Here is a 24895-nt window from a genome sequence, read left to right on the forward strand (position 1 = left end):
GCGCCGAGAAGCATGTCGATGCCTGGCCCGCCGGCCCGCGAAACGGCTCACAAGGTGGCCAGAACCTCGGCGAACCTGGCGATCTGGTCGGGTGACACGAAATAGTGCGGCGACGCGCGGACCAGTTTCTTCAGGCCGCGCCGGGTCATGTCGAACAAAGTGGACGAATCGTAGGTGACCGACACCGCCACCCCGTTGTCCCACAGAAAGTCACGGACCTCCTCGGCCTCGTGACCGGCCACCGAGAAACTGACTATTCCGCACTGCTCGGCGCCGAGGTCGCACACGGACACACCGGGGATCTCGGAAAGCAACGTCCGGGTCATCGAGGCACGCGCGGACACCTCGGCGGCGATTTCCGCGATTCCCAGCGACAGCGCGTACCGGGCCGCGGCGATGAAGCCGAGACGGTCGGCGACGCTGTATTCCCACAGTTCGAACGCCTTGGCGTTGTTCGCGACGGTGAACCGGTCGGCCGACTCCCAGAGGGCCGCGCGGCCGTCGATCAGTCGCGGCGAGAGCCCTCGGACCGCGAGCACGCCTGTCCCGCGCGGCCCACGCAGCCATTTGCGGCCGGACGCGGTGACCGCGTGGACGGACTCCAGCGAGACGGGCAGTTGACCGAGTGACTGGCAGGCGTCCAACACGACCACGGCACCCACTGAACGAGCCGCCTCGGCGACCTCATGGACCGGGTTGACGAGGCCGCCGTTCGTGGGCACATGCACCAACGACACGAGCTTGACGCGTGAGTCCAGCATGTCGCGTAACGCGGTCACGTCCACCGCGCCGGTGGCGTCCGACGGGATCGGCTCGATCTGGACCCCCAGGTTCAGCAGGGCGAGCGCGTTGCTGTGGTACTCCACCTCGGTCACCAGCGCCCGGTCGCCGGGTTCCAGTCGCAGGCTGTCCAACGCCGCCAGCCAGGAGCGGCTGGCGCTGTCGGTGAACGCGACCTCGTCCGGGGAACAGGCCAGCAGGGAGGCGAGCACGTCATAGCCCGCGCGCAGGTCGTCCGCGCGTTCCGCGGCGGCCCGGTAGCCGCCGATCTCGGCCTCCCGACGCAGGTGGTCCTGGATTTCGTGGAGAACCGGGGTGGGCGGCAGGGACGAGCCCGCGTTGTCCAGGAAGATCAGGTCTCGGCAACCAGGGGTGTCCGCGCGTACCGCGTCGAGATCGATCACAGTTCAGAAACTACCTGGGTTTCCACTGTTGCAGGTTCCACCAGGGACCCCAGGTGGCGTCCTGGCCGGCGCCGTCCACGACCGGCTGGTACCCGGTCCAGTTGCGGCGCAGCAGGTACGTGTGGTCGACACCGGCGAGGACGACCATCGTCGGGCCTTCGATGTACGTCCGCTGCAACTGCCGGTACGCGACCGCGCGCTGCGCCGGGTCGGTGGTCGCACGGGCCGCGTCCAGCGGGACGGCGAGCTTCGGGTCGCCGTGCAGCAGCGGGTACAGCGCCAGGTCCGGGTCGAACGGTTCGCCGACGGTTCGCACGGTCGCGTCCGTGGGCGCGGGGGCGCCGATCTTGGTCAGCACCTGGACGCCGACCGCGTCCGCGTCCGCGGCGAACGCGGTGGCCAGGTCACGGGCCACGGTGTCGCCGGCCGGGTAGGCGATGGTGAACTGGGCCTGCGTGGGGCCCTTCATCCGGATGCCGTTCGAGCCGGCGACCCAGCCGCCCGCGTCCAGCAGGGCCTTGGCGGTCTTCACGTCGTACGCGAACTTCGCGGACGGCTCGAAGAACTCGGCCAGCACCGGCGAGACCGGCGTGGACGCCGGCGTGCCGCGGCCGGCCAGCGGGCCGTCGACCATGTTCTGCCGGTTCATCGCGTAGTTCAGCGCCAACCGGATCGTCGGGTCCGCGGTGACCGGGTTGCCAGCGGGCATGAAGACGGCCTCGACACCGGCGCTGTGCTGCGGCAGAACGGCGAACGCGTCGGCCTTGTCGAACGTCTTGGCCAACGCGGGCGGCAGCACGGCACTGTCGAGCTTGCCGTCCCGGATCAGCCTGGCCCGGGTCTCGTCGTCCGGGACGAACTGGATGGTCACGCGCGCCACTGTTGGCGCGCCGCCGAAGTAGGACGTGTTGGCACGTAACGTCATGCTCTCGCCGTGCTTCCACTCCTGCAGCTGGTACGGGCCGGTGCCGACCGGTGCCTGCGCGCCCGGCTGGTTCACCGGCGCCGGCTGCGCGAACGCCTCGCTCGGCAGGATGCCGAGTACCAGCAGGTCCGGGAAGGGCGCGTACGGCTGGGCCAGGTCGAACCGCACGACCGAGCCCTTCGGCGGGGTGGTCGCGCTGGTCGGCGGCCGGCTGCTGGTGGGCGGTGCGGTGGTGGCTGAGGGTGTGGTGGTCGGGACCTCGGTGACGTTGGTGATCATGCTGTAGCGGTCCCGCAACGGCGATTGGTACGCCGGGTCCAGCAACGCCTTGTACGTGGCGATCACGTCCTGGGCGTCGAACGCGCTCCCGTCCGCGAACTTCACGTCGCCGCGCAGTGGCACGCTCCACGACTTGCCGTCCGCCGACGGTGTCGGCAGGTCCGTAGCGAGCGTGGGGGCGAGGCTCAGATCCGCTTGGTGTTCGAGCAGGCCGTCGTACAGCTTCGCCGCGCCGTCCTCGCCGTAGCCCGCGAGCGGGTTGACCGACGTGGGCTCGTTCGGCACGGCCAGTACCAGCGCGGTGCTGTCCGTGCCGCCGGACGCGGTCGGGGTGGGTGCCGCGGTGCAGCCGACAACCGGTGCCAGCGCGACGATCAGCAGCGCACAGCGCAGGTTGAATCGGGGACGGGACACATCCGAGACCCTATCCGGATGAGCCCGCCCTCGCCTGGGAATTGGCTGAAACAAGATCCATCCCGAGGTCGAGTGCGGGCGCGGAGTGCGTCAAGGCGCCGACCGACACGTAGTCCACCCCGGTTTCGGCGTATGCCCTGGCCACATCCAGGGTCAGCCCGCCGGACGACTCCAGCTGGGTGATCCCGCCGGCGGCCCGGCTGCGGCGCACGGCTTCCGCGCACTGTTGCGGGGTGAAGTTGTCCAGCAGGACCAGTTCCGCGCGTAGCGCGAGGGCCTCGTCCAGTTGCTCCAGGCTGTCCACCTCCACCTCACACGGCAGATGCGGCGCACGGGCCCGCGCGGCGGCCAGCGCGTTGGTGATGGAACCGGCGGCCATGACGTGGTTGTCCTTGATGAGAACAGCGTCACCGAGGCCCAGCCGGTGGTTGACGCCACCGCCCTGCGTCACGGCGTACTTCTCCAACAACCGCAGTCCGGGCAGCGTCTTGCGCGTATCACGCACGGCACAGCCAGTTCCTGCGATCGCGTCGACCCACGCGGCGGTCGCGGTGGCGACGCCGGACAGGTGGCACAGCAGGTTCAGGACCGTGCGTTCGGCCGTGAGCAGGCCGCGCAACGAGCCGCGCACGATCAGCGCGGGCTCGCCGGGGACGAGGCGACTGCCGTCGGGAGCCTGCCGGATGACGGCGAAGTCGTCGAGTACACGGTCGAAGACCGCGAGCGCCACCGGTCCACCGGCCAGCACACCGGGTTTACGGGGCGTGATCTCGGCGATGCCGACCGCGTCCGCCGGGACCGTGGCCTCGGTCGTCACGTCGGGGCCGTACCGGAGATCTTCTTCCAACGCGCGTTCCACAACAGCTGTCATGTCAGCGATATCGATCATGCCGCACTCCTCAGCAGAGTGTCCGCGGCCAGGACGGGCTGGCCGGACGGGTTGAGCCGGACGGCGAGACTGCGTTGCCAGGACGTCCTGACCTCCGGCCAGTCGGTACGCACATGGCAGCCGCGGCTTTCGGTCCTGGCCGCCGCCGCCGCGATCAGGGCGCGGGCGACCAGGGTCAGCGCGGCGTCCTCCACCCGTTCCCGGGTCTTCAGCACCGTATCCACTGTGGACACGTCCAGCACCGAGCCGACCAGGGCGAGACCTTCGGCGTCCCGGCCGATCCCCGCGTACCGGCTCATCACGCGCTGCAGCATGTCCCGGTCCGCGACCGGAGCCGACGGCAGGATGCCGCGCACCCCGGCACGCGGATCCCCCAGCATCCCCGCGGCGAGATCCGCCGCGACGGCCTGCGCGGCCCGCGCGCCGACGACGAGACCCTCAAGCAAGCTGTTGGAGGCCAACCGGTTGGCCCCGTGCAGGCCGGTCCGGGCGACCTCGCCGGCCGCGTACAGGCCGGGCACCCCGGTCCGGCCATCCACAGTGGACACCACACCGCCGCAGGCGAAGTGGGCCGCCGGGGCGACCGGGATCGGCTCGGTCGTCGGGTCGACGCCGACCGACTCGCACGCGGCGAACACCGTCGGGAACCGGCGCCGGAACACGTCCGCGGCCAGGTGCGTGGCGTCCAGGAAGACGTGGTCGTCCACGCCGCCGGGCTGTTCGGCCATCCGGCGGGCGATCGCCGCCGCCACCACGTCCCGGGGCGCGAGGTCTTCGAGCGGGTGCACCCCTTGCATCACACGGCAACCCGTCGCGTCGACAAGCACCGCGCCCTCACCGCGCACAGCCTCGGTGACCAGCGGGCATCGGCCACGCGCACCCGGCCCCGTGTACAGCACAGTCGGATGGAACTGCACGAACTCGACGTCCGCGGCGGGCGCGCCGGCACGCAACGCCAACGCCAGGCCGTCGGCGGTCGCGACCTCGGGGTTCGATGTCGCCTGATACAGCTGGCCGACGCCGCCAGTGGCCAGCAGCACCGCCGGGGCACTCACCACGCCAGGCACGCCGTTCGGGTCCAGCACCTGCAGACCCACCACGGCGCCGGCAGGCGTTCGGATAGTGTCGACCGCGATGTGGTTTTCCAGCAACGGAACGCGCCCGTCCTGCGTGGCGGCCAGCAGCGCCCGCTCCACCTCGGCGCCGGTGGCGTCACCGCCCGCGTGCACGACCCGGAACGCGCTGTGTCCGCCTTCCCTTGTCCTGGCGAGCTTTCCGTCCGTCCCCGGGTCGAACACCGCACCCAGCTTGCGCAACCGCGTCACGGCCATCGCGCCGCCCGCGAGGATCGCCTCGACGGCGTCCTGCTCGCACAAGCCGACTCCGGCCACCAAAGTGTCCTGGACGTGCGCGGATACTGTGTCGCCTTCGTCGTGCTCGTTGGGCAGCACGACGGCGACGCCGCCCTGTGCCCAGCGGGTGTTGCCCGAACTGGCCGCGGCCTTGGTGATCACCAGGACACGTAACCCCAGCGCACGGGCTTCCAGGGCGGCGGTCAGCCCGGCCACCCCGGTGCCGGCGACGATCAGGTCCGCCCTGGCCTCCCAGTTCACTCGCCACCGCCTGGCTTGCCGACCTCGATCATCCGGCGCACCGAGGCCCGCGCCCGCTCGGCCGTCTGGGCGTCGACGTGCACCTCGTCCTTGACCAGTCGCAGGCTCCGCAGCAGCGCGGCCGGCGTGATCATCTTCATGTACTTGCAGGACGCGCGGTCGTTCACCGCCTGGAAGTCGATCTCCGGCGCGGCTTTGCGCAGCTGGTGCAGCATGCCGACCTCGGTCGCCACCAGCACCGAGGTGGCCCGGGTCGAGCGGGCCTGGGTGACCATGTCGCCGGTGGACAGGATCTTCACCTTGTCCGACGGCACAATCCCCTCGCCGGCCAGGTAGAGCGCCGACGTCGCGCAGCCGCATTCCGGGTGCACGAACAGGTCCGCGTCCGGGTTGGCCGCGGCCCGCTCGGCCAGCTCGGCGCCGTTGATGCCGGCGTGCACATGGCACTCACCGGCCCAGATGTGCATGTTCCGCCGGCCGGTGATCCGCTTGACGTGCGCGCCGAGGAACTGGTCCGGGCAGAACAGCACCTCGCGGTCCTCGGGAATCGAGGCGACCACGTCGACCGCGTTGGACGACGTGCAGCAGATGTCCGTCTCCGCCTTCACCTCGGCCGTTGTGTTCACATAGGACACAACGACGGCCCCAGGGTGTTCGGCCTTCCAGGCGCGCAGGTCGGCGCCGGTGATGGAGTCGGCGAGCGAACAGCCGGCGCGGGCGTCCGGGATCAGCACGGTCTTGTCCGGCGACAGGATCTTGGCCGTCTCCGCCATGAAGTGCACGCCGCAGAAGACGATCGTGGACTTGTCGCTCTCCGCCGCGATCCGGGACAGCGCCAGCGAGTCGCCGGTGACGTCGGCGATGTCCTGGATCGCCGGCAGCTGGTAGTTGTGCGCGAGCAGGACGGCGTCACGCTGGTCCACCAGGCGCCGTACTTCGTCCCGCCATGCCGCGTCCGGCTCCACCCCGGAATAGGGCTCCAGCAGTGCGGTCATTCGGTCCTCCTAGATCGAGGTTTCCGTTCCGGAGGTTTTCGCCTTAGGATCGAAAACATGGTCGATACTACCACCGACGCCCCACCGCTCGGCCACGAAGTCCTGGCGGCCGTGCTCCAGGTGAGAGCGGGATCACTCCAGGTCCTGCTGTGGGAACGCGCCATGGAGCCGCACGCGCACCGATGGTCACTGCCGGGTGGGCGGCTGCGCCTGGACGAGGACGTGGAGCACTCGATCCGCCGCCAGCTCAAGGAGAAGGTCGACGTCCGCCAGCTCGCGCACGTCGAACAGCTGGCCGTGTTCTCGGCGCCCAACCGCGTGCCCGGTCCCCGCTTGGTCGCCTCCGCGTTCCTCGGTCTCGTGCCGTCCGACAACGACCCCGAGCTGCCGTCCGACACCCGCTGGCACCCCGTCGATGACCTTCCGCTGACCGCGTTCGACCACGAGGCGATCGTGCTGCGGGCGCGCAACCGTTTGCGGGCGAAGTTGTCGTACACGAACATCGGGTTCGCGCTGGCCCCGCCGAGGTTCACGGTGTCCGCGCTGCGTGAGCTGTACTCGGCGGCGCTGGGCTACCGGGTGTCCGCGACCAACCTGCAACGCGTGCTTTCCCGGCGTGGCCTGCTCGAACCCACCGGCGACACGACCCGGCCAGGCCGCGCGGGCGGCCGGCCCGCGGCGCTGTTCCGGTTCACCGAGCCGAGCATGCAGGTGACCGATCCGTTCGCTGTCTTCCGCCCGCCCGCTGCGAAACCGTCGTGATGGTCGTAGCGTGGACACGTGCCCGAATCGCTGCCGCTGTTTCCGCTGCAGACGGTGTTGCTGCCGGGAGCCAACCTGCCGCTGCACATCTTCGAACCGCGCTACCGCCAGCTGACCGTCGACCTGGTCACCGGCTCGGTGCCGGACAAGCGCTTCGGCGTGCTCGCGGTCAAGGCGCCCGCCCTGACCGAGGTCGACAAGGTCGACCAGCTGCAGGCCATCGGCTGCACCGCGGTGTTACGCCACGCGACGCGTCTGCCCGACGGTCGCTACGACATCGTCACCACGGGAGAGCGTCGCTTCCGGCTGCTGGACCTGGACGCCACCAGCGCGCCCTATCTGCTGGGCACCGTCGAGTGGGTGCCGGACGCGCAGATCCCGTCGGCCGCCCTTGACCGGGTCCCCGCGCTGGCCGAGTCCGCACGCCGCGCGTACCGCCGATACTGCGAGGCGGCGTGGGAGCGCGGTGACTGGACCGAGCCAGGCCCGGAGACCACGCTGGAGAACCTCGCACACCTGCTGGCCGCGGACTGCCTGCTCCCGATTGAGGACAGGCAGCACCTGCTGACCGAGATACGCCCGTTGCACCGGCTGCGCATGGTCCACCGGTTCCTCACCCGCGAGGCCGGCATCATCTCCGCGCTGCACGCGGTGCCGGCACCGGCTTCGGCGTTCGCGGCCCCGATGAACCTGAACTGACTCCTCTTCGGGCCGTCCCTCGGGCAGGGCCGGGCCAGTCGGACCGCGCGTCGATAGCCTCCGCCTGTGATCTTGGAGACATACCGCGGCGACGCGGGGAACGGGCTCGCGCTGCACCCCGACGGCGACCGGTTCGTGTCGGCCGGCGGGAACGTGATCTCGGTGTGGAGCCGGCGGCAAGGTGAACGGCTCGGCCGGATCGGGACCGACCTGGCCGGCGGGATCTACCGGCTGGCGATCATGGGCGAGCACGTGTTCGCCGGGTGCCTGTCGGACGGCGACGAGTACGACGGCCGTGTCCTCGAACTGGATCTCGCGTCCGGCGAGGTGATAACGGCGTATCAGCCGGAACTCGACGCGCCCACCGGGTATTTCGTGGTGTCCGCGGACCACGTCGTGTCCGCGGGGTCGGAGTCGTTGCACCTGTGGGACATCGGCTCCGCGCGACCGCGGTGGTCACTCAAGGGGCAGTACTCAATCGCCGGCCTGCACGGCGACACGGTAGTCGCGTGGACGCCAGGCGTGATGGAGGTGCGCACCGCCGCGGACGGCGCGCCGATCCGGTCCTTCGAGGTCGACGCCGAGGACTTCGGGTACGTCACCCCGGTGTTCCTGGCCGACGGCCGGTCACTGTGGACGTTCGAGTCCGACAGTTTCGCCGTGATCGACCACGAGGCCGGCGCGGTGCTGCGCTGGTCACCGGAGCACGACGGCGAGATCACCTCGATCTCGGTGTCCGCGGACGAGTCCCGGATCCTGACCAGCAGCCAGGACGGCACGTTCCGGGTATGGGACGCCTCGACCTTCGAGTACACCGAGGTCCGGGTCGGGGACATCGCGTGGTCCGCCCGGTTCGTGGACGGCGACCAGCACGTGCTCGTGGCGACGTCCGAGGACCGGCTGGAAGTGCGTTCCCTACCCTAGGCGGCGGCCCAGGTCGTCCATGCCGTTCCAGGCGGCCAGCACGCCGTACGCCAGCGCGGTCGCCAACGGCTGGGCCATCACCGCCCACACCGACTCCAGTTTCGGCGCGAGCGACACGACGTCACCGAGCTTCGTCGCGGTCGGCGACGAGAAGATCCACCCAGTGAACATCCCGGTCAGCATCAACGCCAGGAACGCGGCGCCCAACGAACCGAGCACCGCCCCGATCATGACGACCGGTCCCCGGCGCTCCCGCATGAACCACACGGCCACACCGACCAGGAGACCGGCACCCAGGCCGAGCGCGACGAAGATCGCGATGGCGTCGAACCGGTGGTAGCTCTCCTCGGTCAACGGGATCAGCACCCCGTTCTGCGCGACCACCTTGAGCTGGCCCGGCGCGAGCCGCGACCACAGCCACCCGACCGGGATCCCCACCAGCGACACCAGCGAGAACACGCTGACCGCCGGCAGGATGTCGGCCTTGACCCGCACCTTCGGCCGCGGCACCGGCGGCAGCCGGAACGGGTAGGGCGCGTACTGCGGAACCTCCACCGGCGTGTCTGTCCGCTGCGCCTCCACCGGCGGCTCCGCCACGCCAAACCTCCACTTGTGGGTGTCCAGGCAGAAGAGCCTATCCCTTGCTCGCGGCTGAGGTGGACTCGCCGTGCCGGCTGCATGTGGCGCTCCACCCGCCCGGCGTCACCTGCACAACCATCCGACGTGCGCATTCCGGACAGAACCGCGGCGGGTCGATGAACCCGAGCCGCCGTTCGCACAACTCGTGGTCACCCTCAGCGGTGGGTTTCCCGCACCAGGCGCAGTACGTCACAGCGTCTCGTTGAGCGCTTTGATCGGCATCCTCAGCTCGGCCAACATCGCCAGGTCCTGGCTGGCCGGACGGCCCAGGTTGGTCAGGTAGTTGCCGACGATGATCGCGTTGATCCCGCCGAGCATGCCCTGCTCGGCGCCCAGGTCGCCGAGGGTCAGCTCGCGTCCGCCGGCGAACCGCAGCATGGTGCGCGGCATGGCCAACCGGAACGCGGCCACGGTCCTGAGCGCCTCGGCGCCCTCGACGACCGGGTAGTTCTCGTACGGCGTGCCCGGATTGGGGATCAGGAAGTTCATCGGCACCTCGTCCGGCTCCAGCTCGGCGAGCTGCACGGCGAACTCGGCGCGTTGCTCGACGCTCTCCCCCATGCCGATGATCCCGCCGCTGCACACCTCCATGCCGGCCGCGCGGACCATCTGCAGCGTCTCCCAGCGCTCCTCCCAGGCGTGCGTGGTCACCACGTTCGGGAAGTGCGACCGGGCGGTCTCCAGGTTGTGGTTGTACCGGTGGCAGCCCATGTCGACCAGCTCGTCCACCTGCTCCTGGGTGAGCATCCCCAGCGAGCACGCGATCTGGATGTCGTTGCCGTCGTCCCGGATCGCCTGGATACCCGCCCGCACCTGGTCCAGCAGCCGCTTGTCCGGGCCACGGACCGCGGCCACGACGCAGAACTCCGTCGCCCCGGTCGCCTTGGTCTGCCGGGCCGCCTTCACCAGGCCGGGAATGTCCAGCCAGGCACTGCGCACCGGGGTCGGGAACCGGCCGGACTGGGAACAGAAGTGGCAGTCCTCCGGGCAGCCGCCGGTCTTCAGGCTGACGATGCCCTCCACCTCGACCTCCGGGCCGCACCAGCGCATCCGGACCTCGTGGGCGAGCTGCAGCAGCTCGTCGAGCCGGTCGTCGCCGAGCCTGAGCACGTCGACGATCTGCTGCTCCGACAGTCCCTCGCCGCGCTCAAGCACTTGCTCACGGGCGGTGGTCAGGACGTCGGTTCGCTCGGCTGCGGCGGTCAATGTTCCTCCCGAAAAGAACGCGGTTCCCGACCGGTGAGTCTGCCTCAAGACACCCGGCCGCGAGCGGGACGTGGATCACGCCGGCTCACAACGCCAGCGCCGCCCGTAGCGCGTCATCCACCCGCCGCATCGTTGCCAGGGGCAAGGCCCCCAACTCACGGGTCACCTCATCTCGAAAAACCTCGGTGATGTCGTCGGCAAGCGCGGACCCGCACCAGGGGCCGTCACGATGGTCCAGATGGACGATGGTGTCCAACCGTGATTTCAGCGTCGTGGTCAACGGGATGGCCAAGAAGGACGACAGGACCCTGTTGCGCGGGTTGCTGGACACGGCGAGGTAGTACTTCTCCCCCAGTCGCTCCGACAACACCGCACCGTAGACCCGTCCTCGGGTGATCACCTTCGGTGGACCGGCATGGCTTCGAGTCACTCGCCACTCCATCGATCTGCGTCACGCTCACGGCGCGTCCTTGCCACCTCACGCCGCTCGGCCTCGTGGTCCGGGTACGACTCGGCGAATTCCACATACAGGGCTTCCTGTACGCCTGCCCGCACAACGTCGATGCCCACTGACAGCACCGCGTGCGCAGCCGCCGCACGCGAAGTTCCAAAGTCACCCACGAGATCCGTGAGCACACGCCTCTCAACGGAGTCCTTCAGCAGTAAAGCGAGGATGGACTGCTCTTCCTCGGTCACCGGCACGTTCTCGCGATGAACCTTGGCACTTGTCATGCCACTGAAGGTAGCACATATCGTGTGACACCGCTTGTCTCAACCGATGTTGTACGCCTTGGCGAACTGCTCGGGGTCGAAGTCGCCGCCGAACCACGGCGACAGGCCGGCCCGCGCGATCTCCAGGAACTCCGCTCCGTCCAGGCCACCGGCGCCTTCGGGCAGCGCGCCCAGCAGTGGCCCGCCCGCGGCGACCGGGAGGTCTTCCAGGTTGCACCTGGCCGCCAGGTCGGGGTCGGCCGGCCAACTGCCGACGATGACGCCGACCGACTCGATGCCGCGCCGCAGCAGGACCTCGGCGGTCAGCGCGGTCGCGTTGAGGGTGCCGAGGCCGGCCTGGGCGACGATCACCACCGGGACACCCAGGGCCCAGGCCACGTCGGCGAGGGTGGCGCCGGTGTCGTCGAACCGGACCAGCAGGCCGCCCGCGCCCTCGATCAGGACGAGGTCGTGGGTCTCGGACAGGTCGACCGCCGTGCCGGCGATCTGGGCGGGGGTGACGGTCGGGATGCCGCTGCGGCGCGCGGCCGTGGCGGGGGCCAGCGGTTCGAGGTAGCGGACCATCTCGCGGGTGGTCACGTCGCCGGCCAGACGACGAACGGTGTCCAGGTCGCCGGTGCCGTCCGGCTCGAGGCCCGCCTGGGCCGCCTTCACCACCGCCACCTTGCGGCCGGACGCTCCGGCCAGTGCGGCGATCGCCGAGGTCACGATCGTCTTTCCGACACCGGTACCCGTACCGGTGATCACGATCACGGTCACGTCGAACCAGACTACGGCCGTGGCCGAAGCCTCGACACGCCGGGGTTGGACACGCTGGCCGGACTCACCGGAATCCACCTGCGGGCAGAAAGCGCTTACCCGCTGTGGTCACGCGGGCGCGGAGACAGACTCCCGGACCATCAGTTCGGCCGGCATCCATAGCCGTGACAAGGATGTGACGGCCTCGGTGCCGCTCGCGATCCGGCCGGCCCGGCGGGCGCCCTGGTCCAACGGCAGCCGGACGGTGGTGAGCGCCGGGACGACGTCCACAGCTGCCGGCAGGTCGTCGAAACCGGCGACCGAGATGTCCTCGGGCACACGGACACCGCGCTGCCGCAGGGCCGCGATCACACCGAGCGCCATCAGGTCGTTTCCGGCGACGATCGCGGTCAGGTCGGGTGACGTGCGCAGCAGCTCAAGGGCGGCGTCGAAACCGGACGCCCGGGAGAAATCACCGTGCAGCACCACGGTGTCGTCCAAACCCTGCTCCTGGACGGCCTGGCGGTGGCCGGCGAGACGGGCCGTCGTGGTGGTGTTGCCAGGCGGTCCCGCGATGTAGCCGATCCGGGTGTGCCCCACGGAAAGCACGTGCCGGGTGAGCGTGCGCGCGCCGCCTTCGTTGTCGAACGTCACGCACGGGACATCCACTCCGGGCGGGGCCGGCCGGCCGCACATCACCACCCTGGTGCCGGCGGACAGGGCCTGGCCGAGGAGTTTCGCGATGGCCCGCACGTGTTCGGGCTCCTCCCGGCTGCCGCCGGTCAGCACCATGCCGCGGACCCGTTGGCGCAGCAGCATGCTGATGTACTTCAGCTCGTCCGACGGGGAGCCGGCCGTGTTGCAGATCACCGCGAGCAGGTCCGCGCTCGCCGCCTCCCACTGGGTGCCGCTGGCCTGGATGGAGAAGAACGGGTCAGACACGTCGTTCACGATCACGCCGATGACCTCGGACGTCGCCGCGGCCAGCGCCCGCGCCGGTCCGTTGACCACGTACTCCAGCTCGCCTAGTGCGCGGTGCACACGTTCCCTGGTCACCGCGGACACCGGGTAGTTGCCGTTGAGCACCCGGGACACGGTCGCGGTGGACACGCCCGCGCGGGCCGCGACGTCGGCCAGAGTCGCCGCCATCCCGCCACCTCCCTATTGACACCTTGCCCGACGGCTGCCTAGCTTACGCTGATAGTAAGCGCTTTCTACAACGAGGAGTTCCCGTGCCGGGTCGGGTGGCGGTGGTCGGTGCGGTCGGCTACGGCCGTTGGCATCTGGCCAATATCGCCCGGCTGGACCTGCGGCTGGTCGGGATCTGTGACGTGCGGCCGGTGGACGCGCCGGCGCCGGTGTACCAGGACCTCAACACCATGCTCGCCGAGTGCGCCCCGGACATCACGGTCGTCGCGACCCCCATCCACACGCACGCGGCCATCGCGGAGACGGTGTTGCGGGCCGGTTCGGCCGTGCTGCTGGAGAAGCCGCCGGTGACGTCATTGGCCGACCTGGACCGATTGCAGGCCGTGGCCGACAAGGCCGGTCTGCCTGTCGAAGTGGGGTTCCAGGCGATGGGTTCGGGGGCCGTACGCCAGGCCAGGACACTGGTCGGGAACGGCACCCGTGGCATCGGCGCGTTCGGTGCGTGGCAACGGACTTCGGCCTACTACGGCCGGGCGAGATGGGCCGGGAAACGGTCGTTGGACGGCGTTCCCGTGGTGGACGGCGCGCTGAGCAACCCCTTCGCGCACGCTCTGATGAACGCGTTGTGGATTGCCGGGGTGGCTGAGCGGGCCGCGCCGAAGATCGAGCTGGAACTGTTCCGTGCCAACGACATCGAGGCGGACGACACCTCGTGCGTACGGGTGACTTTCCCGGACGCGCCGACCGTGGTCGTCGCCGGAACCCTGTGCGCGGAGACGAACACGCCTGCCGCGATCCAGGCGCATGGCCCGCGCGGCACGGCCGATCTGCGTTACGAGCAGGACGTGCTGGACGGCGAGCGGTTCGACCGGGTGGACCAGCTGGCGAACCTCGCCGCCGGCGGCGACCCGCTCTGTCCACTCGCGACGACGCGGTGCTTCACCAGCGTCATCGAGGCGATCCGGGACGCACCCGACCCGACGCCGATCGATCCCCGTTACTGGCGCGAGGTGGCCGAGCCGGACGGCACCCGCCGGGTGGTGTCCGGTGTGGACGAAGCGGTCCGGCGGTCCGCGAACGAGCTAGTGCTGTTCACCGAACAGGGGATCGTGTGGAAGGGGAGGACATGAAGGAAACTGTGGGCGTCGTGATGAACGGTGTCACCGGGCGGATGGGCCTGCGGCAGCACCTGGTCCGGTCGGTGCTGGCCATCCGTGAGCAGGGCGGCATCCCGATCGGTGACGGCCGGGTGATCTGGCCGGAACCTGTCCTCGTCGGCCGTAACGAGCACAAGGTGAAGGCGATCGCCGACGAGTACGGCCTGCCGTGGACGACCGACCTGAGCGAGGCCCTCGCCGACCCGGCCGTCGACGTCTACTTCGACTCGCTGGTCACCGGCGAACGGGACAAGACCGTGCGCCAGGCGATCGCGGCCGGCAAGCACATCTACTGCGAGAAGCCGACCGCGCCGGACCTGGCCACCGCGCTCGAACTGGCCCGGCTGGCGACCGAGGCCGGGGTGAAGCACGGCGTGGTGCAGGACAAGATCTTCCTGCCTGGCCTGCTGAAGCTGAAACGCTTGGTGGACGGCGGTTTCTTCGGCCGGATCCTGTCCGTGCGGGGCGAGTTCGGCTACTGGGTGTTCGAGGGCGACTGGCAGCCGATCAACCGGCCGTCGTGGAACTACCGGGCCGAGGACGACGGCGGGATCGTGTTGGACATGTTCTGCCACTGGCAGTACGTGCTCGACCACATCTTCGGCCGGCCGACGTCCGTGCAGGCGCTCGCGGCCACGCACATCCCGCGCCGGGTGGACGAGCAGGGCGAGTGGTACGACGCCACCGCCGACGACGCGGCGTACGGGATCTTCGAGCTGGCGGGCGGGATCGTCGCCCAGATCAACTCGTCCTGGACGACCCGCGTGTTCCGGGACGAGCTCGTCGAGTTCCAGGTGGACGGCACGGAAGGCAGCGCGGTCGCGGGGCTGCGGCGGTGTCGCGCACAGCATCGGTCCGCCACCCCGATGCCTGTGTGGAACCCGGACATGCCCGCGCCGCACGACTTCCGGTCACAGTGGCAGGAAGTGCCGGACAACGCCGAGTTCGACAACGGTTTCAAGACCCAGTGGGAGCTGTTCCTCAAGCACGTCGTGCTGGACACGCCGTGGCAGTGGGATCTCCTGGCAGGCGCGCGCGGTGTGCAGCTGGCCGAGTTGGGCCTGCGGTCCTCGCGCGAAGGACGCCGGCTGGCGGTCCCTGAGTTGGAGCTGCCGTGATCGAGCTGCCTGACGGCCCGTACACGGTGACGTCCTCCGGCGGCTACCCGCCGGGTGAACCGCCGCGGAGCCGTGTTCTCTTCGCCGCCGCGCACGTGGTCGCCGACCCACTGGGCGACAACACCCCTGGCCGGCCGGCGGCGGTGGACTGGCCGGCCACCATGGCGTTCCGGCAGCACCTGTGGCGGCACGGCCTTGCCGTCGCCGAAGCGATGGACACCGCGCAACGCGGAATGGGCCTGGACTGGCAGGCGACTCAGGAGCTGATCCGCCGGACCGGAACGGAGGCAGCGGGACCGTTCGCCTGCGGCGCCGGCACGGACCAACTCGACGGTGTGTCCCACAAGGTCTCGGACGTGCTGGCGGCGTACGAGCGGCAAGTGGGGTTCGTGGAGGACACCGGCGGTCAAGTGATCCTGATGGCCTCCCGGGCTTTGGCGGCGTCGGCGGCCGGACCGGACGACTACCACCGGGTGTACGGGTCGTTGCTGGCGCAGGCCACGAAACCGGTGATCCTGCACTGGCTCGGGCCGATGTTCGACCCGGCCCTCGCCGGGTACTGGGGTTCGCCGGACCTGGACACCGCCACGGACACGTTCCTGGAGATCATCAAGGACAACAGCTCGTCGGTGGACGGCGTGAAGATCTCCTTGCTGGACGCGGACCGCGAGGTGGCGCTCCGGCGGCGCCTGCCGGCAGGCGTCCGTTGCTACACCGGTGACGACTTCAACTATCCGTCGTTGATCCTCGGCGACTCCGACGGATACAGCGACGCGTTGCTGGGCATCTTCGACGCCATCGCCCCTGCCGCAGCGGCCGCCGTGCGCGCGTTGGACTCCGGCGACACCGCGACCTACAACTCGATCCTCACGCCCACAGTCGCGTTGTCCCGGCACATCTTCTCGACGCCGACCTACTACTACAAGACCGGGATCGTGTTCCTGGCGTGGCTGGCCGGCCACCAGTCGCACTTCAAGATGGTCGGTGGCCTGGAGAACGCCCGAACCGTGCCGCACCTGGTCGAGGTGTTCCGGCTCGCCGACAAAGCCGGCCTGCTGCCCGACCCGGACCTGGCCGAACACCGGATGCGCGCGTTCCTGGCGGTGTCGACGTGATCCCCAGGCTGAGCCTGAACCAGGCGACAACCACCCAATGGACAGTTCCCCAGGCGGTCGCCGGCTGCGTCTCGGCCGGCGTCGCCGGCATCGGCCTCTGGCGCGCGCCGGTCGCCGAGTACGGCCTGGACCGTACGGCAAAGCTCGTCCGCGACGCGGGCCTGACCGTGACCTCGTTGTGCCGCGGCGGTTTCTTCGCCGACCCGGACGCCATCAACGACAACCGCCGCGCCATCGAAGAAGCCGCCACCCTCGGCACCGGGATCCTCATCCTGGTGTGCGGCGGAATGGCACCGGGCAGCCGTGACATCGACGGCGCCAGACAACACGTCGTCGACTCGATCGCGGAACTGGCGCCCTACGCCCAGGACCACGGGGTACAGCTGTCGATCGAGCCACTGCACCCGATGTTCTGCGCCGACCGGTCGGTAGTATCCACATTGGACCAAGCAGTCGACATGGCCTCGCGGTTCCCGGCCTCGCAGGTGGGCGTGTGCGTGGACACGTACCACATCTGGTGGGACCCGAACGTGTACCGGGCCATCGAACGGGCCGGCGACCGGATCTCGATCTTCCAGGTGTGCGACTGGATCACCCCGCTGCCCGAGGGTGTCCTGCTGGGCCGCGGAATGATGGGCGACGGCTGCATCGAACTCCGCCGCCTGCGCGAAGCCGTCGACGCCACCGGTTACGAGGGCCCGATCGAAGTGGAGATCTTCAACCAGACGATCTGGAACGCACCAGGTCAGACCGTGCTCACCCGCGTGGTCCGAACGTTCCAGGACCACGTCCTGCCGGACGACAGATCAGCATGACTGCGGTTACCCTGGCATCATGACGGTCGAACCTCACTGGCCCTATGTGCCGCGTGACGGGTGGACGGCGGCTGATCTTGACCTGATCAGTGCGGATGGCCCCAACGGAGAGATTGACGCGCTCAAGCACATCGAGCTGGTTGATGGAGAACTCATCATCATGAGTCCGCAGACTGAGTTTCACCGACGCGTGATCGAGCGTCTGCGTGACGAACTGGAGCGTCAGGCGCCTGCGGACCTGACCGCGACCAGGGAGATGGACATCCTGATCGGCGAGCGGCAGCGTCCGTGCCCGGATGTCTCCGTTGTCTCCGCGTCGGCGGCGGACGCCGACCTTGACCGCACTTACTATGTGCCGGCTGACGTGGTGCTCGTCGCGGAAGTGGTGTCCAAGTCCTCGGAGATCCGGGACCGGGAGCACAAGCCTCGACGGTACGCCGAAGCCGGGATTCGCCACTTCTGGCGGATCGAGAACGTTGATGGCCGACCGGTCGCCTACGTTTACGAACTCGACCCCGCCACCCGCACGTATGCCCTCACCGGGATCTTCCACGAACAGCTCAAGCTGCCGGCGCCCTACCCGATCGAACTGTCGTTGACTAATCTGTCGCGGTAAGTCAACCGGCGGCGACTGCGGCGCAGACGGCTTTGGTGATCAGGGCCAGGTCTTCGTCGCACGTGATGTACGGGGGCATGGTGTAGATCAGGTCGCGGAACGGGCGCAGCCACACGCCGGCGTCCACGCTGGCCTTGGTGGCTTGGGCGATGTCCACTTGGTGGTCGAGTTGGACGACGCCGATGCCGCCGAGGACCCGGACGTTCAGGACGCCGGGGAGGTCCAGGGCGGGTTCGAGGCCGGCCAGCAGGGCGCTTTCCAGGCGGCGGATGTCCGCTGGCCAGTCGCCTTCGAGCAGCAGGTCGATGGAGGCGTTGGCGACCGCCGCGGCCAGTGGGTTGCCCATGTAGGTGGGGCCGTGGGCCAGGACGGGCAGGTCGCCTTGGGCGATGCCGTCGGCGATCTGGCTGGTGCAGAGGGTGGCGGCCATGGTGAGGTAGCCGCCCGTGAGCGCTTTGCCCACGCACATCACGTCCGGGCTCACCGCCGCGTGGTCGGCGGCGAAGAGGGTGCCGGTGCGGCCGAACCCGGTGGCGATCTCGTCGAAGATCAAGAGCACGTCGTGCGCCAGGGTCAGTTCACGCAACACGTGGAGGTAGCGGGGGTCGAAGAAGCGCATGCCGCCCGCGCCCTGCACGACCGGCTCCACGATCACCGCGGCCAGTTCGTCCGCGTGCTGTTCGATGGTGTCCGCGAGTTGGGTGACGTAGTCGTAGTCCACACCGGCGTCGAAACCGGCCGGTGGCATCGGGACGAAGACCTGTTCGGGAAGCACACCACGCCACAGTGAGTGCATTCCGCCATCCGGGTCGCAGACGCTCATCGGGTGGAAGGTGTCGCCGTGGTAGCCGCCGCGCCACGTCATCAGGCGGCGTTTCTCCGGGCGGCCGACCGAGCGCCAGTACTGCAGGCACATCTTCACCGCGACCTCGACGGACACCGAGCCGGAGTCGCAGAGGAACACGTGCCGCAGCGGTGACGGTGTCAGCTGCACCAGCCGAGTCGCCAGCCGGACCGCCGGCTCGTGGGTGAGGCCACCGAACATCACGTGGCTCATCCGGCCGGCCTGGTCCACCATGGCCTGGTCGAGACGTGGATTGCGGTAGCCGTGAATCGCCGCCCACCACGACGACATGCCGTCCACAAGGTCCCGCCCGTCGGCCAGGTGCAACCGCACACCCGACGCCCCCTGCACCACCAGAGGTTCCCTGGTCCCCGGCATGGGCCCGTACGGATGCCAGACGTGGGCGCGGTCCAACGCGATCAACTCGGCGACATCCACGGAACGACAGTAGTGCCAATTGGACGACATGAGGTGCCTTTTGTCTTCATTCAGGTTTGGACGGTCAACGAGACGGGTAGTGCCTCCAGGCCGTGCATCAACGTGCTGAACCGCCACCGCATCGCGGCCGGGTCCGCGGCCAGTGCGAGCCCCGGGAACCGGTTGATCAGCTTGCCGATCGCCAGCTGGCCCTCCAGCCTGGCCAGCGGGGCACCCAGGCAGTAGTGGATGCCGTGCCCGAACGCCAGGTGTCCAGCCGCCTTTCGGCCCACGTCCAACTGGTCCGCCTGGCCGAATCTGGCCAGGTCGCGGTTGGCTGAGACCAGCGAGACCATGATCACCTCGTCCGCCGGCACCAGCACGGCACCGACCTTGACCGGCGCGGTGGTGATCCGCATCGTGGTCAGGTCGACCGGGCTGTCGAACCGCAGGAACTCCTCGACCGCGTTCGGCAGCAGCGACGGGTTCGCCCGCAGCCTGGCCAGCTGCTCCGGGTTGCGCAGCAGCGCGTAGACGGCGTTGCCGATCAGGTTCACGGTCGTCTCGTGCCCGGCGACCAGCAGCAGGAACGCCATGGCGACCAGCTCCTGCTCGCTGAGCCGGTCGCCCTCGTCGGACGCGTGGACCAGGTCGGTGAGCATGTCGCCGCCGGGTGTCGCGCGCTTGGCGGCGATCAGGTTCGCCAGGTAGGCGGTCATCGCGGTGGACGCGGGCGCGACCTTCTCCCACTGGTCGGCCGACAGCAGGGTGTTCGACCACTCGCGGAAGTCGTTGCGGTCGTCCCGCGGCACACCCAGCAGCTCGCAGATGACGGTGACCGGCAGCGGGAAGGCGTACGCGTCCAGCAGGTCCACCTGGTCGTGCTCGGCCATGGCGTCGAGCAGCTCGTCGGTGATCTGTTCGATCCGGGGCCGCAGCCGCTCCACTGTGCCCGGCGTGAACGCCTTCGTGACGAGTTTCCGCAGCCGCGTGTGGTCCGGCGGGTCGCTGTTGAGCATGTGGCCGACCAGCGCCCGGGAGTACATCTGCGGGGTGCTCGACGAGCCGGCGAACAACCGGTTGAAGTTGTTGGGCGCCTTGCTCACTGACGGGTCAGTGAGCACCGCACGGGCTTCGTCATATCGGGTGACGAGCCACAGTCTCATGCCACGCGGTGTGACCGCCTGGGTGATCGGGTCGTCCCGGCGAAGCCGGTCGTACAAGGCGTACGGGTTCTGGATGAAGTCATCGTCCAGGGCCACAGGCGACATTCGGACCTCCCCATGTGTTACTCGCGACGCTACTCGTATCGTGACCCGGTGAGCGACTGGGTAACGCTGCATCCCCTTGTTGACGCCGGAGACGCCGCGAACGTTGTGCGTGTTCTACGTCATCTTGACGCCGGGCAACGCAAGTCTCTCGCGGAACCACTGCGGGGGTACGAAAAATCCTTGCGAACAGCGGATTTCGTCAGCAAGCGGTTCTGGGCGCCGCGGCTGTGCGCGTTGACGGTCGCGGGCGCGGCGCTGCTGCCCGGCGCGTCCAGTGTCGCGGTGTGGATCGCGCGCAACGGGCTGCGGGAAGACGAAACGGACACCGACGTCGTCGACTTCGTTGTCGAAGCGTTGCGGGACCGGCGGGTTGGCTGGCTCGGCGACCTGGTCGACCGCCTCGCCCTGCGGCTGCCCGCCGACCGGCTCGACCCCGACCTGCGCCGGCTGGTGGCGGAGCTGGCCGCGGTCACCGGCATCGCCCCGCTGGCCACCGACGGCCTGGTGTACTCCTGGATCGCCACCGGCCACCCGGACACCGGCCGCGCCGCGCTCGCCCGCCGACTGTTCGAAGTGGACGGTGTAGGCGCGCTGCTGACAACCGACTGGGCGGCCCGGCTCACCGGCGACCCCCAGCTGGACCGGACAATGCTCCTCGAAGGCTGCCTGTTCCGACTGCGCCGCGGCGGGAAGACCGCCGACATCAACGGATTCCTGTTGCTGCACAAGGCGCTCGCGCCCACTGTCGACGAAGTCGCGATGCTGGCCGGCGACTACGCCGCCCTGTTGTCCAACTCGCACAGCACAGTCGCCGCCGTCGCCCGGCACGAGCTCATGCGCTCACGGTCAGGCCAGGCAGCTAGGTCCTAGTAGCGCCTTCAGGTCGCCCATCAGCGCCGGATTCGGGGTCACGCGCAACGCGTCGTCCAGCTTCAGCAACGTCTTGCGCTGGCCGTTCACCAACCGCAGGTGCACCTCGGTGGTCCCCGGATGGGTGGACAACGCGTCCTTCAGTTGCGCGACCATCGCCGGGGTGCACTTGTTGGCGGGCATGCTGACCCGGAACGGCTGGCTGCCCGCCAACGCCTCCAGGTCCGGCACGGCCAGGTCGTTGGCGATCAGCGACGTCCGGTCCTCGCGTTTCGCCACCCTGGCCTTGACCAGCACGATCGCGTCCTCGACCACGCTCATCCCGACCACCGAGTACGTCTTCGGGAAGAACAGCACCTCGATGCCACCGTTGAGGTCCTCCAGCATCGCGGACGCCCACGGCTCGCCGTTCTTGTTCACCCGCCGGGTCACCGACGCGAGGATGCCGCCGATGGTGACCTGGGCGCCGTCCGCGATCCCGCCTTCCAGGATCGCCGCGATCGGCGTGTCCGACTGGGCGGTCAGGATCTGCTCCACCCCGTCCAACGGGTGCCCGGACACGTACAGGCCCAGCATCTCCCGCTCCAGGGCGAGCTGGTGCTTGGTCTCCCAACTGTCGTCCGGGACCTTCACGTCGAACACCGCGGCCACGTCGGCCGCGTCCGCGCCGCCGAACAGGTCGAACTGGCCGACCGCCTCGGCCCGTTTGGTCTCCATCACCGCGTCGATCGCGTCGGTGTGCACCAGGAACAGGCCCTTGCGGGGGTGTTTGAGCGAGTCGAACGCGCCCGCCTTGATCAGTGACTCGACGACCTTCTTGTTGCACACCTGGGCGTCGACCTTGCGCAGGAAGTCCGAGAAGTCGACGAACGCGCCCTTCTCCCGGCGGGCCCTGGTGATCGAGTCGACCACGTTCGCGCCGACGTTGCGGATCGCGCCGAGACCGAACCGGATGTCGACGCCGACCGGGGAGAAGTCCCGCTCGGACTCGTTCACGTCCGGCGGCAGGACCGTGATCCCCATCTTGCGGCACTCGGCCAGGTAGACCGCGGCCTTGTCCTTGTCGTCCCGCACGGACGTCAGCAGGCCGGCCATGTACTCGGCGGGGTAGTTCGCCTTCAGGTACGCCGTCCAGTACGACACCAGGCCGTACGCGGCGGAGTGCGCCTTGTTGAACGCGTAGTCCGCGAACGGGACCAGGATCTCCCAGAGCGTCTTGACCGCGTCCTTCGGGTAGCCGTTGTCCAGCATGCCCTTCTCGAACCCGGCGAACTCCTTGTCCAGGATCTCCTTCTTCTTCTTGCCCATCGCCCGGCGCAGCAGGTCCGCCTGTCCCAGCGAGTAGCCGGCCAGTTTCTGGGCGATCGCCATGACCTGCTCCTGGTAGACGATCAGGCCGTAGGTGGTGCCCAGGATGTCCTTGAGAGCCTCGGCCAGCGCCGGGTGGATCGGCGTGATCTCCTGCTGGCCGTTCTTGCGCAACGCGTAGTTCGTGTGCGACTTCGCGCCCATCGGACCCGGCCGGTACAGCGCGCCCACGGCCGAGATGTCCTCGAAGTTGTCCGGGCGCATCAGCCGCAGCAGGTCCCGCATCGGCCCGCCGTCGAGCTGGAACACACCCAGCGTGTCGCCCCGGGACAGCAGCTCGTACGTGGCCTTGTCGTCCAGCTCCAACGACTGCAGGTCCACCGGGGGCTTGCCGTTGATCTCGATGTTGCGCATGGCGTCGTCGATCACGGTCAGGTTGCGCAGGCCCAGGAAGTCCATCTTCAGCAGGCCCAGCGACTCGCACGTGGGGTAGTCGAACTGGGTGATGATCGACCCGTCCTGTGGCCGCCGCCACAGCGGGATCACGTCCAGCAGCGGTTCGGCGCTCAGGATCACCGCGCAGGCGTGCACACCGGCGTTGCGGATCAGGCCCTCCAGGCCCCTGCCGGTGTCGATGATCTGCTTGACCTGCGGGTCCTGGTCGTACAGCGTGCGGATCTCGGTGGCCTCGGCGTACCGCTTGTGCTGCGGGTCGTGCAGGCCCGACAGCGGGATGTCCTTGGCCATCACGGCCGGCGGGTACGCCTTGGAGATCTTGTCGGCCACCGCGTAGCCGGGCTGGCCGAACAGCACCCGGGCGGCGTCCTTGATCGCGGCCTTCGCCTTGATCGTGCCGAACGTGATCACCTGGGCGACCTTGTCCTCGCCCCACTTCTCGGTCACGTACCGGATCACGTCGCCGCGCCGGCGCTCGTCGAAGTCGATGTCGATGTCCGGCGGGGACACCCGGTCCGGGTTGAGGAACCGCTCGAAGATGAGCCCGTGCGCGAGCGGGTCCAGGTCCGTGATGCCCATCGCGTACGCGATCAGCGCGCCCGCGGCCGACCCACGGCCGGGGCCGACCCGGATGCCGTTCTCCTTGGCCCAGTTGATGAAGTCCGCGACCACCAGGAAGTACGCCGGGAAGCCCATCTGCAGGATGACGCCGATCTCGAACTCCACCTGCTGCTTGTGGACGTCGTCGACGCCGTCCGGGAAGCGGCGGTGCATGCCCTCCCAGACCTGCTGGGTGAAGTAGTCGCCCTCGCTCATGCCGTCCGGGATCGGGAACCGCGGCATCAGGTTGCGGGACTCGAACATCCCGCTGGTGTCCACCTTCTCGGCGATCAGCAGGGTGTTGCGGCAGCCCTCCTGCCAGGCGTCGGACGAGTCGACCGCGCGCATCTCGTCCGGCGACTTCAGGTAGTAGCCCTCGCCGTCGAACTTGAACCGGGTCGGGTCCTGCAGCGTCTTTCCGGTCTGCACGCACAACAGCGCGTCGTGGGCCTCGCGCTCGTGGGAGAACGTGTAGTGCGAGTCGTTGGTGACCACGAACGGGATGTCGACCTTCTTGGCCAGCCGCAGCAGGTCGTCCCGGACCTTCAGCTCGATGTCGATGCCGTGGTTCATCAGCTCGACGTAGAAGTTGTCCTTGCCGTAGATGTCCTGCCACTTGCCGGCCGCCTCGACCGCCTCGTCGAACTGGCCGAGGCGCAGCCGGGTCTGCACGTCGCCGGAGGGGCACCCGGTGGTGGCCATCAGGCCGTCGACGTGCTCCGCGATCAGCTCCTGGTCCATCCGCGGCCACTTGCCGAGCTGGCCCTCGAAGGACGCCAGGCTGGCCGCGCGCATCAGGTTGCGCAGGCCGGTGGCGTTGCGGGCCCAGATGGTCTGGTGCGTGTACGCACCGCTACCGGACACGTCGTCGGACTTCTGGCCCGGGTCGCCCCAGCGGACCCGGTCCTTCACGTGCCGCGAGGCCGGTGCCAGGTACGCCTCGATCCCCAGGACCGGCTTGATCCCGGCGGACGTGGCCTGCCGCCAGAAGTCGTACACGCCGTTCATGTGGCCGTGGTCGGTGATCGCCACGGACGTCATCCCCAGCCGCTCGCACTCGGCGAACAGGTCCTTGAGCTTGGCCGCTCCGTCGAGCATCGAGTACTCGGTGTGCACGTGCAGGTGTGTGAAGGAGTCAGCGGCCACGGTCCATCACCCTA

General features: G+C 69.2%; 24 protein-coding genes. 9 read left to right on the top strand and 15 right to left on the bottom strand.

What is annotated here, in order from left to right:
* Positions 1 to 47: 47 nt before the first annotated feature.
* The 5 genes from EV192_RS26510 to nadA are packed head-to-tail and all read right to left on the bottom strand — an operon-like array spanning position 48 to position 6299.
* Entirely contained in the window at positions 48 to 1184 is a 1137-nt protein-coding gene (locus tag EV192_RS26510) for an aminotransferase class V-fold PLP-dependent enzyme (protein WP_132120063.1), read from the bottom strand.
* Positions 1185 to 1194: 10 nt separating this feature from the next.
* Complete coding sequence (locus tag EV192_RS26515; protein WP_132120065.1) at positions 1195 to 2802, bottom strand: ABC transporter substrate-binding protein; 1608 nt, start codon at positions 2800 to 2802, stop codon at positions 1195 to 1197.
* 10 nt (positions 2803 to 2812) lie between these two features.
* Complete coding sequence (gene nadC, locus EV192_RS26520; RefSeq protein ID WP_132120067.1) at positions 2813 to 3691, bottom strand: carboxylating nicotinate-nucleotide diphosphorylase; 879 nt, start codon at positions 3689 to 3691, stop codon at positions 2813 to 2815.
* On the bottom strand, positions 3688 to 5304 hold the full coding sequence (locus tag EV192_RS26525) for an L-aspartate oxidase (RefSeq protein WP_132120069.1): 1617 nt from the start codon (positions 5302 to 5304) through the stop codon (positions 3688 to 3690). The genes nadC and EV192_RS26525 overlap by 4 nt, the downstream gene beginning before the upstream one ends.
* The gene (nadA, locus tag EV192_RS26530) at positions 5301 to 6299 is read right to left on the bottom strand and encodes a quinolinate synthase NadA (RefSeq protein WP_132120071.1); all 999 of its coding nucleotides are present in this window, start codon (positions 6297 to 6299) and stop codon (positions 5301 to 5303) included. Before nadA ends, EV192_RS26525 begins: the two co-directional genes overlap by 4 nt.
* Before the next feature lie 57 nt (positions 6300 to 6356).
* Between nadA and EV192_RS26535 the strand changes: the two genes are divergently transcribed.
* The 3 genes from EV192_RS26535 to EV192_RS26545 all read left to right on the top strand — a co-directional run bounded on the left by EV192_RS26535 (position 6357) and on the right by EV192_RS26545 (position 8684).
* On the top strand, positions 6357 to 7061 hold the full coding sequence (locus EV192_RS26535) for an NUDIX hydrolase (protein WP_132120073.1): 705 nt from the start codon (positions 6357 to 6359) through the stop codon (positions 7059 to 7061).
* 18 nt (positions 7062 to 7079) lie between these two features.
* Entirely contained in the window at positions 7080 to 7760 is a 681-nt protein-coding gene (locus EV192_RS26540; protein WP_132120075.1) for an LON peptidase substrate-binding domain-containing protein, read from the top strand.
* A 66-nt stretch (positions 7761 to 7826) separates the two neighbouring features.
* Positions 7827 to 8684, top strand: coding sequence for a WD40 repeat domain-containing protein (locus EV192_RS26545; RefSeq protein WP_132120077.1), 858 nt, complete (start codon positions 7827 to 7829; stop codon positions 8682 to 8684).
* Here the strand turns inward: EV192_RS26545 and EV192_RS26550 are convergent.
* The 7 genes from EV192_RS26550 to EV192_RS26580 all read right to left on the bottom strand — a co-directional run bounded on the left by EV192_RS26550 (position 8676) and on the right by EV192_RS26580 (position 13148).
* Complete coding sequence (locus EV192_RS26550) at positions 8676 to 9281, bottom strand: DUF2567 domain-containing protein (RefSeq protein WP_132120079.1); 606 nt, start codon at positions 9279 to 9281, stop codon at positions 8676 to 8678. The two genes, EV192_RS26545 and EV192_RS26550, sit on opposite strands and share 9 nt — an antisense overlap.
* Positions 9282 to 9318: 37 nt before the next feature.
* The gene (bsaP, locus tag EV192_RS57690; protein ID WP_132120081.1) at positions 9319 to 9516 is read right to left on the bottom strand and encodes a biotin synthase auxiliary protein BsaP; all 198 of its coding nucleotides are present in this window, start codon (positions 9514 to 9516) and stop codon (positions 9319 to 9321) included.
* Positions 9513 to 10529 (bottom strand): biotin synthase BioB, encoded by a 1017-nt coding sequence (bioB, locus tag EV192_RS26560; protein WP_132120083.1) that lies wholly within the window; start codon positions 10527 to 10529, stop codon positions 9513 to 9515. The genes bsaP and bioB overlap by 4 nt, the downstream gene beginning before the upstream one ends.
* Before the next feature lie 85 nt (positions 10530 to 10614).
* The gene (locus EV192_RS26565) at positions 10615 to 10959 is read right to left on the bottom strand and encodes a type II toxin-antitoxin system PemK/MazF family toxin (protein ID WP_207926241.1); all 345 of its coding nucleotides are present in this window, start codon (positions 10957 to 10959) and stop codon (positions 10615 to 10617) included.
* On the bottom strand, positions 10956 to 11261 hold the full coding sequence (locus EV192_RS26570; RefSeq protein WP_132120087.1) for a hypothetical protein: 306 nt from the start codon (positions 11259 to 11261) through the stop codon (positions 10956 to 10958). Before EV192_RS26570 ends, EV192_RS26565 begins: the two co-directional genes overlap by 4 nt.
* Before the next feature lie 39 nt (positions 11262 to 11300).
* A complete protein-coding gene (gene bioD / locus EV192_RS26575; protein WP_132120089.1) occupies positions 11301 to 12020 on the bottom strand; it encodes a dethiobiotin synthase in 720 nt (239 codons plus the stop codon).
* A 108-nt stretch (positions 12021 to 12128) separates the two neighbouring features.
* Positions 12129 to 13148 (bottom strand): LacI family DNA-binding transcriptional regulator, encoded by a 1020-nt coding sequence (locus EV192_RS26580; protein ID WP_132120091.1) that lies wholly within the window; start codon positions 13146 to 13148, stop codon positions 12129 to 12131.
* Between the two features lie 83 nt (positions 13149 to 13231).
* Here EV192_RS26580 and EV192_RS26585 point away from each other — a divergent pair, with 83 nt between their 5' ends.
* From EV192_RS26585 to EV192_RS26605, 5 genes are read left to right on the top strand one after another with little or no spacing between them, the layout of a single operon-like run.
* Positions 13232 to 14278, top strand: coding sequence for a Gfo/Idh/MocA family protein (locus EV192_RS26585; RefSeq protein ID WP_243727089.1), 1047 nt, complete (start codon positions 13232 to 13234; stop codon positions 14276 to 14278).
* Positions 14275 to 15423, top strand: a complete 1149-nt coding sequence (locus EV192_RS26590) for a Gfo/Idh/MocA family protein (protein ID WP_132120093.1) — start codon at positions 14275 to 14277, stop codon at positions 15421 to 15423. The genes EV192_RS26585 and EV192_RS26590 overlap by 4 nt, the downstream gene beginning before the upstream one ends.
* On the top strand, positions 15420 to 16538 hold the full coding sequence (locus tag EV192_RS26595) for a dihydrodipicolinate synthase family protein (RefSeq protein WP_132120095.1): 1119 nt from the start codon (positions 15420 to 15422) through the stop codon (positions 16536 to 16538). The genes EV192_RS26590 and EV192_RS26595 overlap by 4 nt, the downstream gene beginning before the upstream one ends.
* A complete protein-coding gene (locus EV192_RS26600) occupies positions 16535 to 17353 on the top strand; it encodes a sugar phosphate isomerase/epimerase family protein (protein WP_207926242.1) in 819 nt (272 codons plus the stop codon). Before EV192_RS26595 ends, EV192_RS26600 begins: the two co-directional genes overlap by 4 nt.
* A gap of 19 nt (positions 17354 to 17372) precedes the next feature.
* Entirely contained in the window at positions 17373 to 17969 is a 597-nt protein-coding gene (locus tag EV192_RS26605; RefSeq protein ID WP_132120097.1) for a Uma2 family endonuclease, read from the top strand.
* A gap of 1 nt (position 17970) precedes the next feature.
* On the opposite strand, the gene EV192_RS26610 is transcribed toward EV192_RS26605, so the two are convergent.
* Together EV192_RS26610 and EV192_RS26615 are read right to left on the bottom strand one after the other, a co-directional pair.
* Positions 17971 to 19281 carry an adenosylmethionine--8-amino-7-oxononanoate transaminase gene (locus tag EV192_RS26610; protein WP_132120099.1) on the bottom strand — a complete coding sequence of 437 codons (1311 nt, stop codon included), beginning with the start codon at positions 19279 to 19281 and terminating at the stop codon, positions 17971 to 17973.
* A gap of 20 nt (positions 19282 to 19301) precedes the next feature.
* On the bottom strand, positions 19302 to 20501 hold the full coding sequence (locus EV192_RS26615) for a cytochrome P450 family protein (RefSeq protein ID WP_132120101.1): 1200 nt from the start codon (positions 20499 to 20501) through the stop codon (positions 19302 to 19304).
* A gap of 180 nt (positions 20502 to 20681) precedes the next feature.
* On the opposite strand from EV192_RS26615, the gene EV192_RS26620 reads away from it, so the two are divergent.
* Entirely contained in the window at positions 20682 to 21371 is a 690-nt protein-coding gene (locus EV192_RS26620) for a hypothetical protein (RefSeq protein ID WP_132120103.1), read from the top strand.
* On the opposite strand, the gene dnaE is transcribed toward EV192_RS26620, so the two are convergent.
* A complete protein-coding gene (gene dnaE / locus EV192_RS26625) occupies positions 21348 to 24881 on the bottom strand; it encodes a DNA polymerase III subunit alpha (RefSeq protein WP_207926243.1) in 3534 nt (1177 codons plus the stop codon). The two genes, EV192_RS26620 and dnaE, sit on opposite strands and share 24 nt — an antisense overlap.
* Positions 24882 to 24895: the final 14 nt, after the last annotated feature.

Origin of the sequence: Actinocrispum wychmicini (genome assembly GCF_004345645.1) — a bacterium.
Lineage (GTDB): Bacteria > Actinomycetota > Actinomycetes > Mycobacteriales > Pseudonocardiaceae > Kibdelosporangium > Kibdelosporangium wychmicini.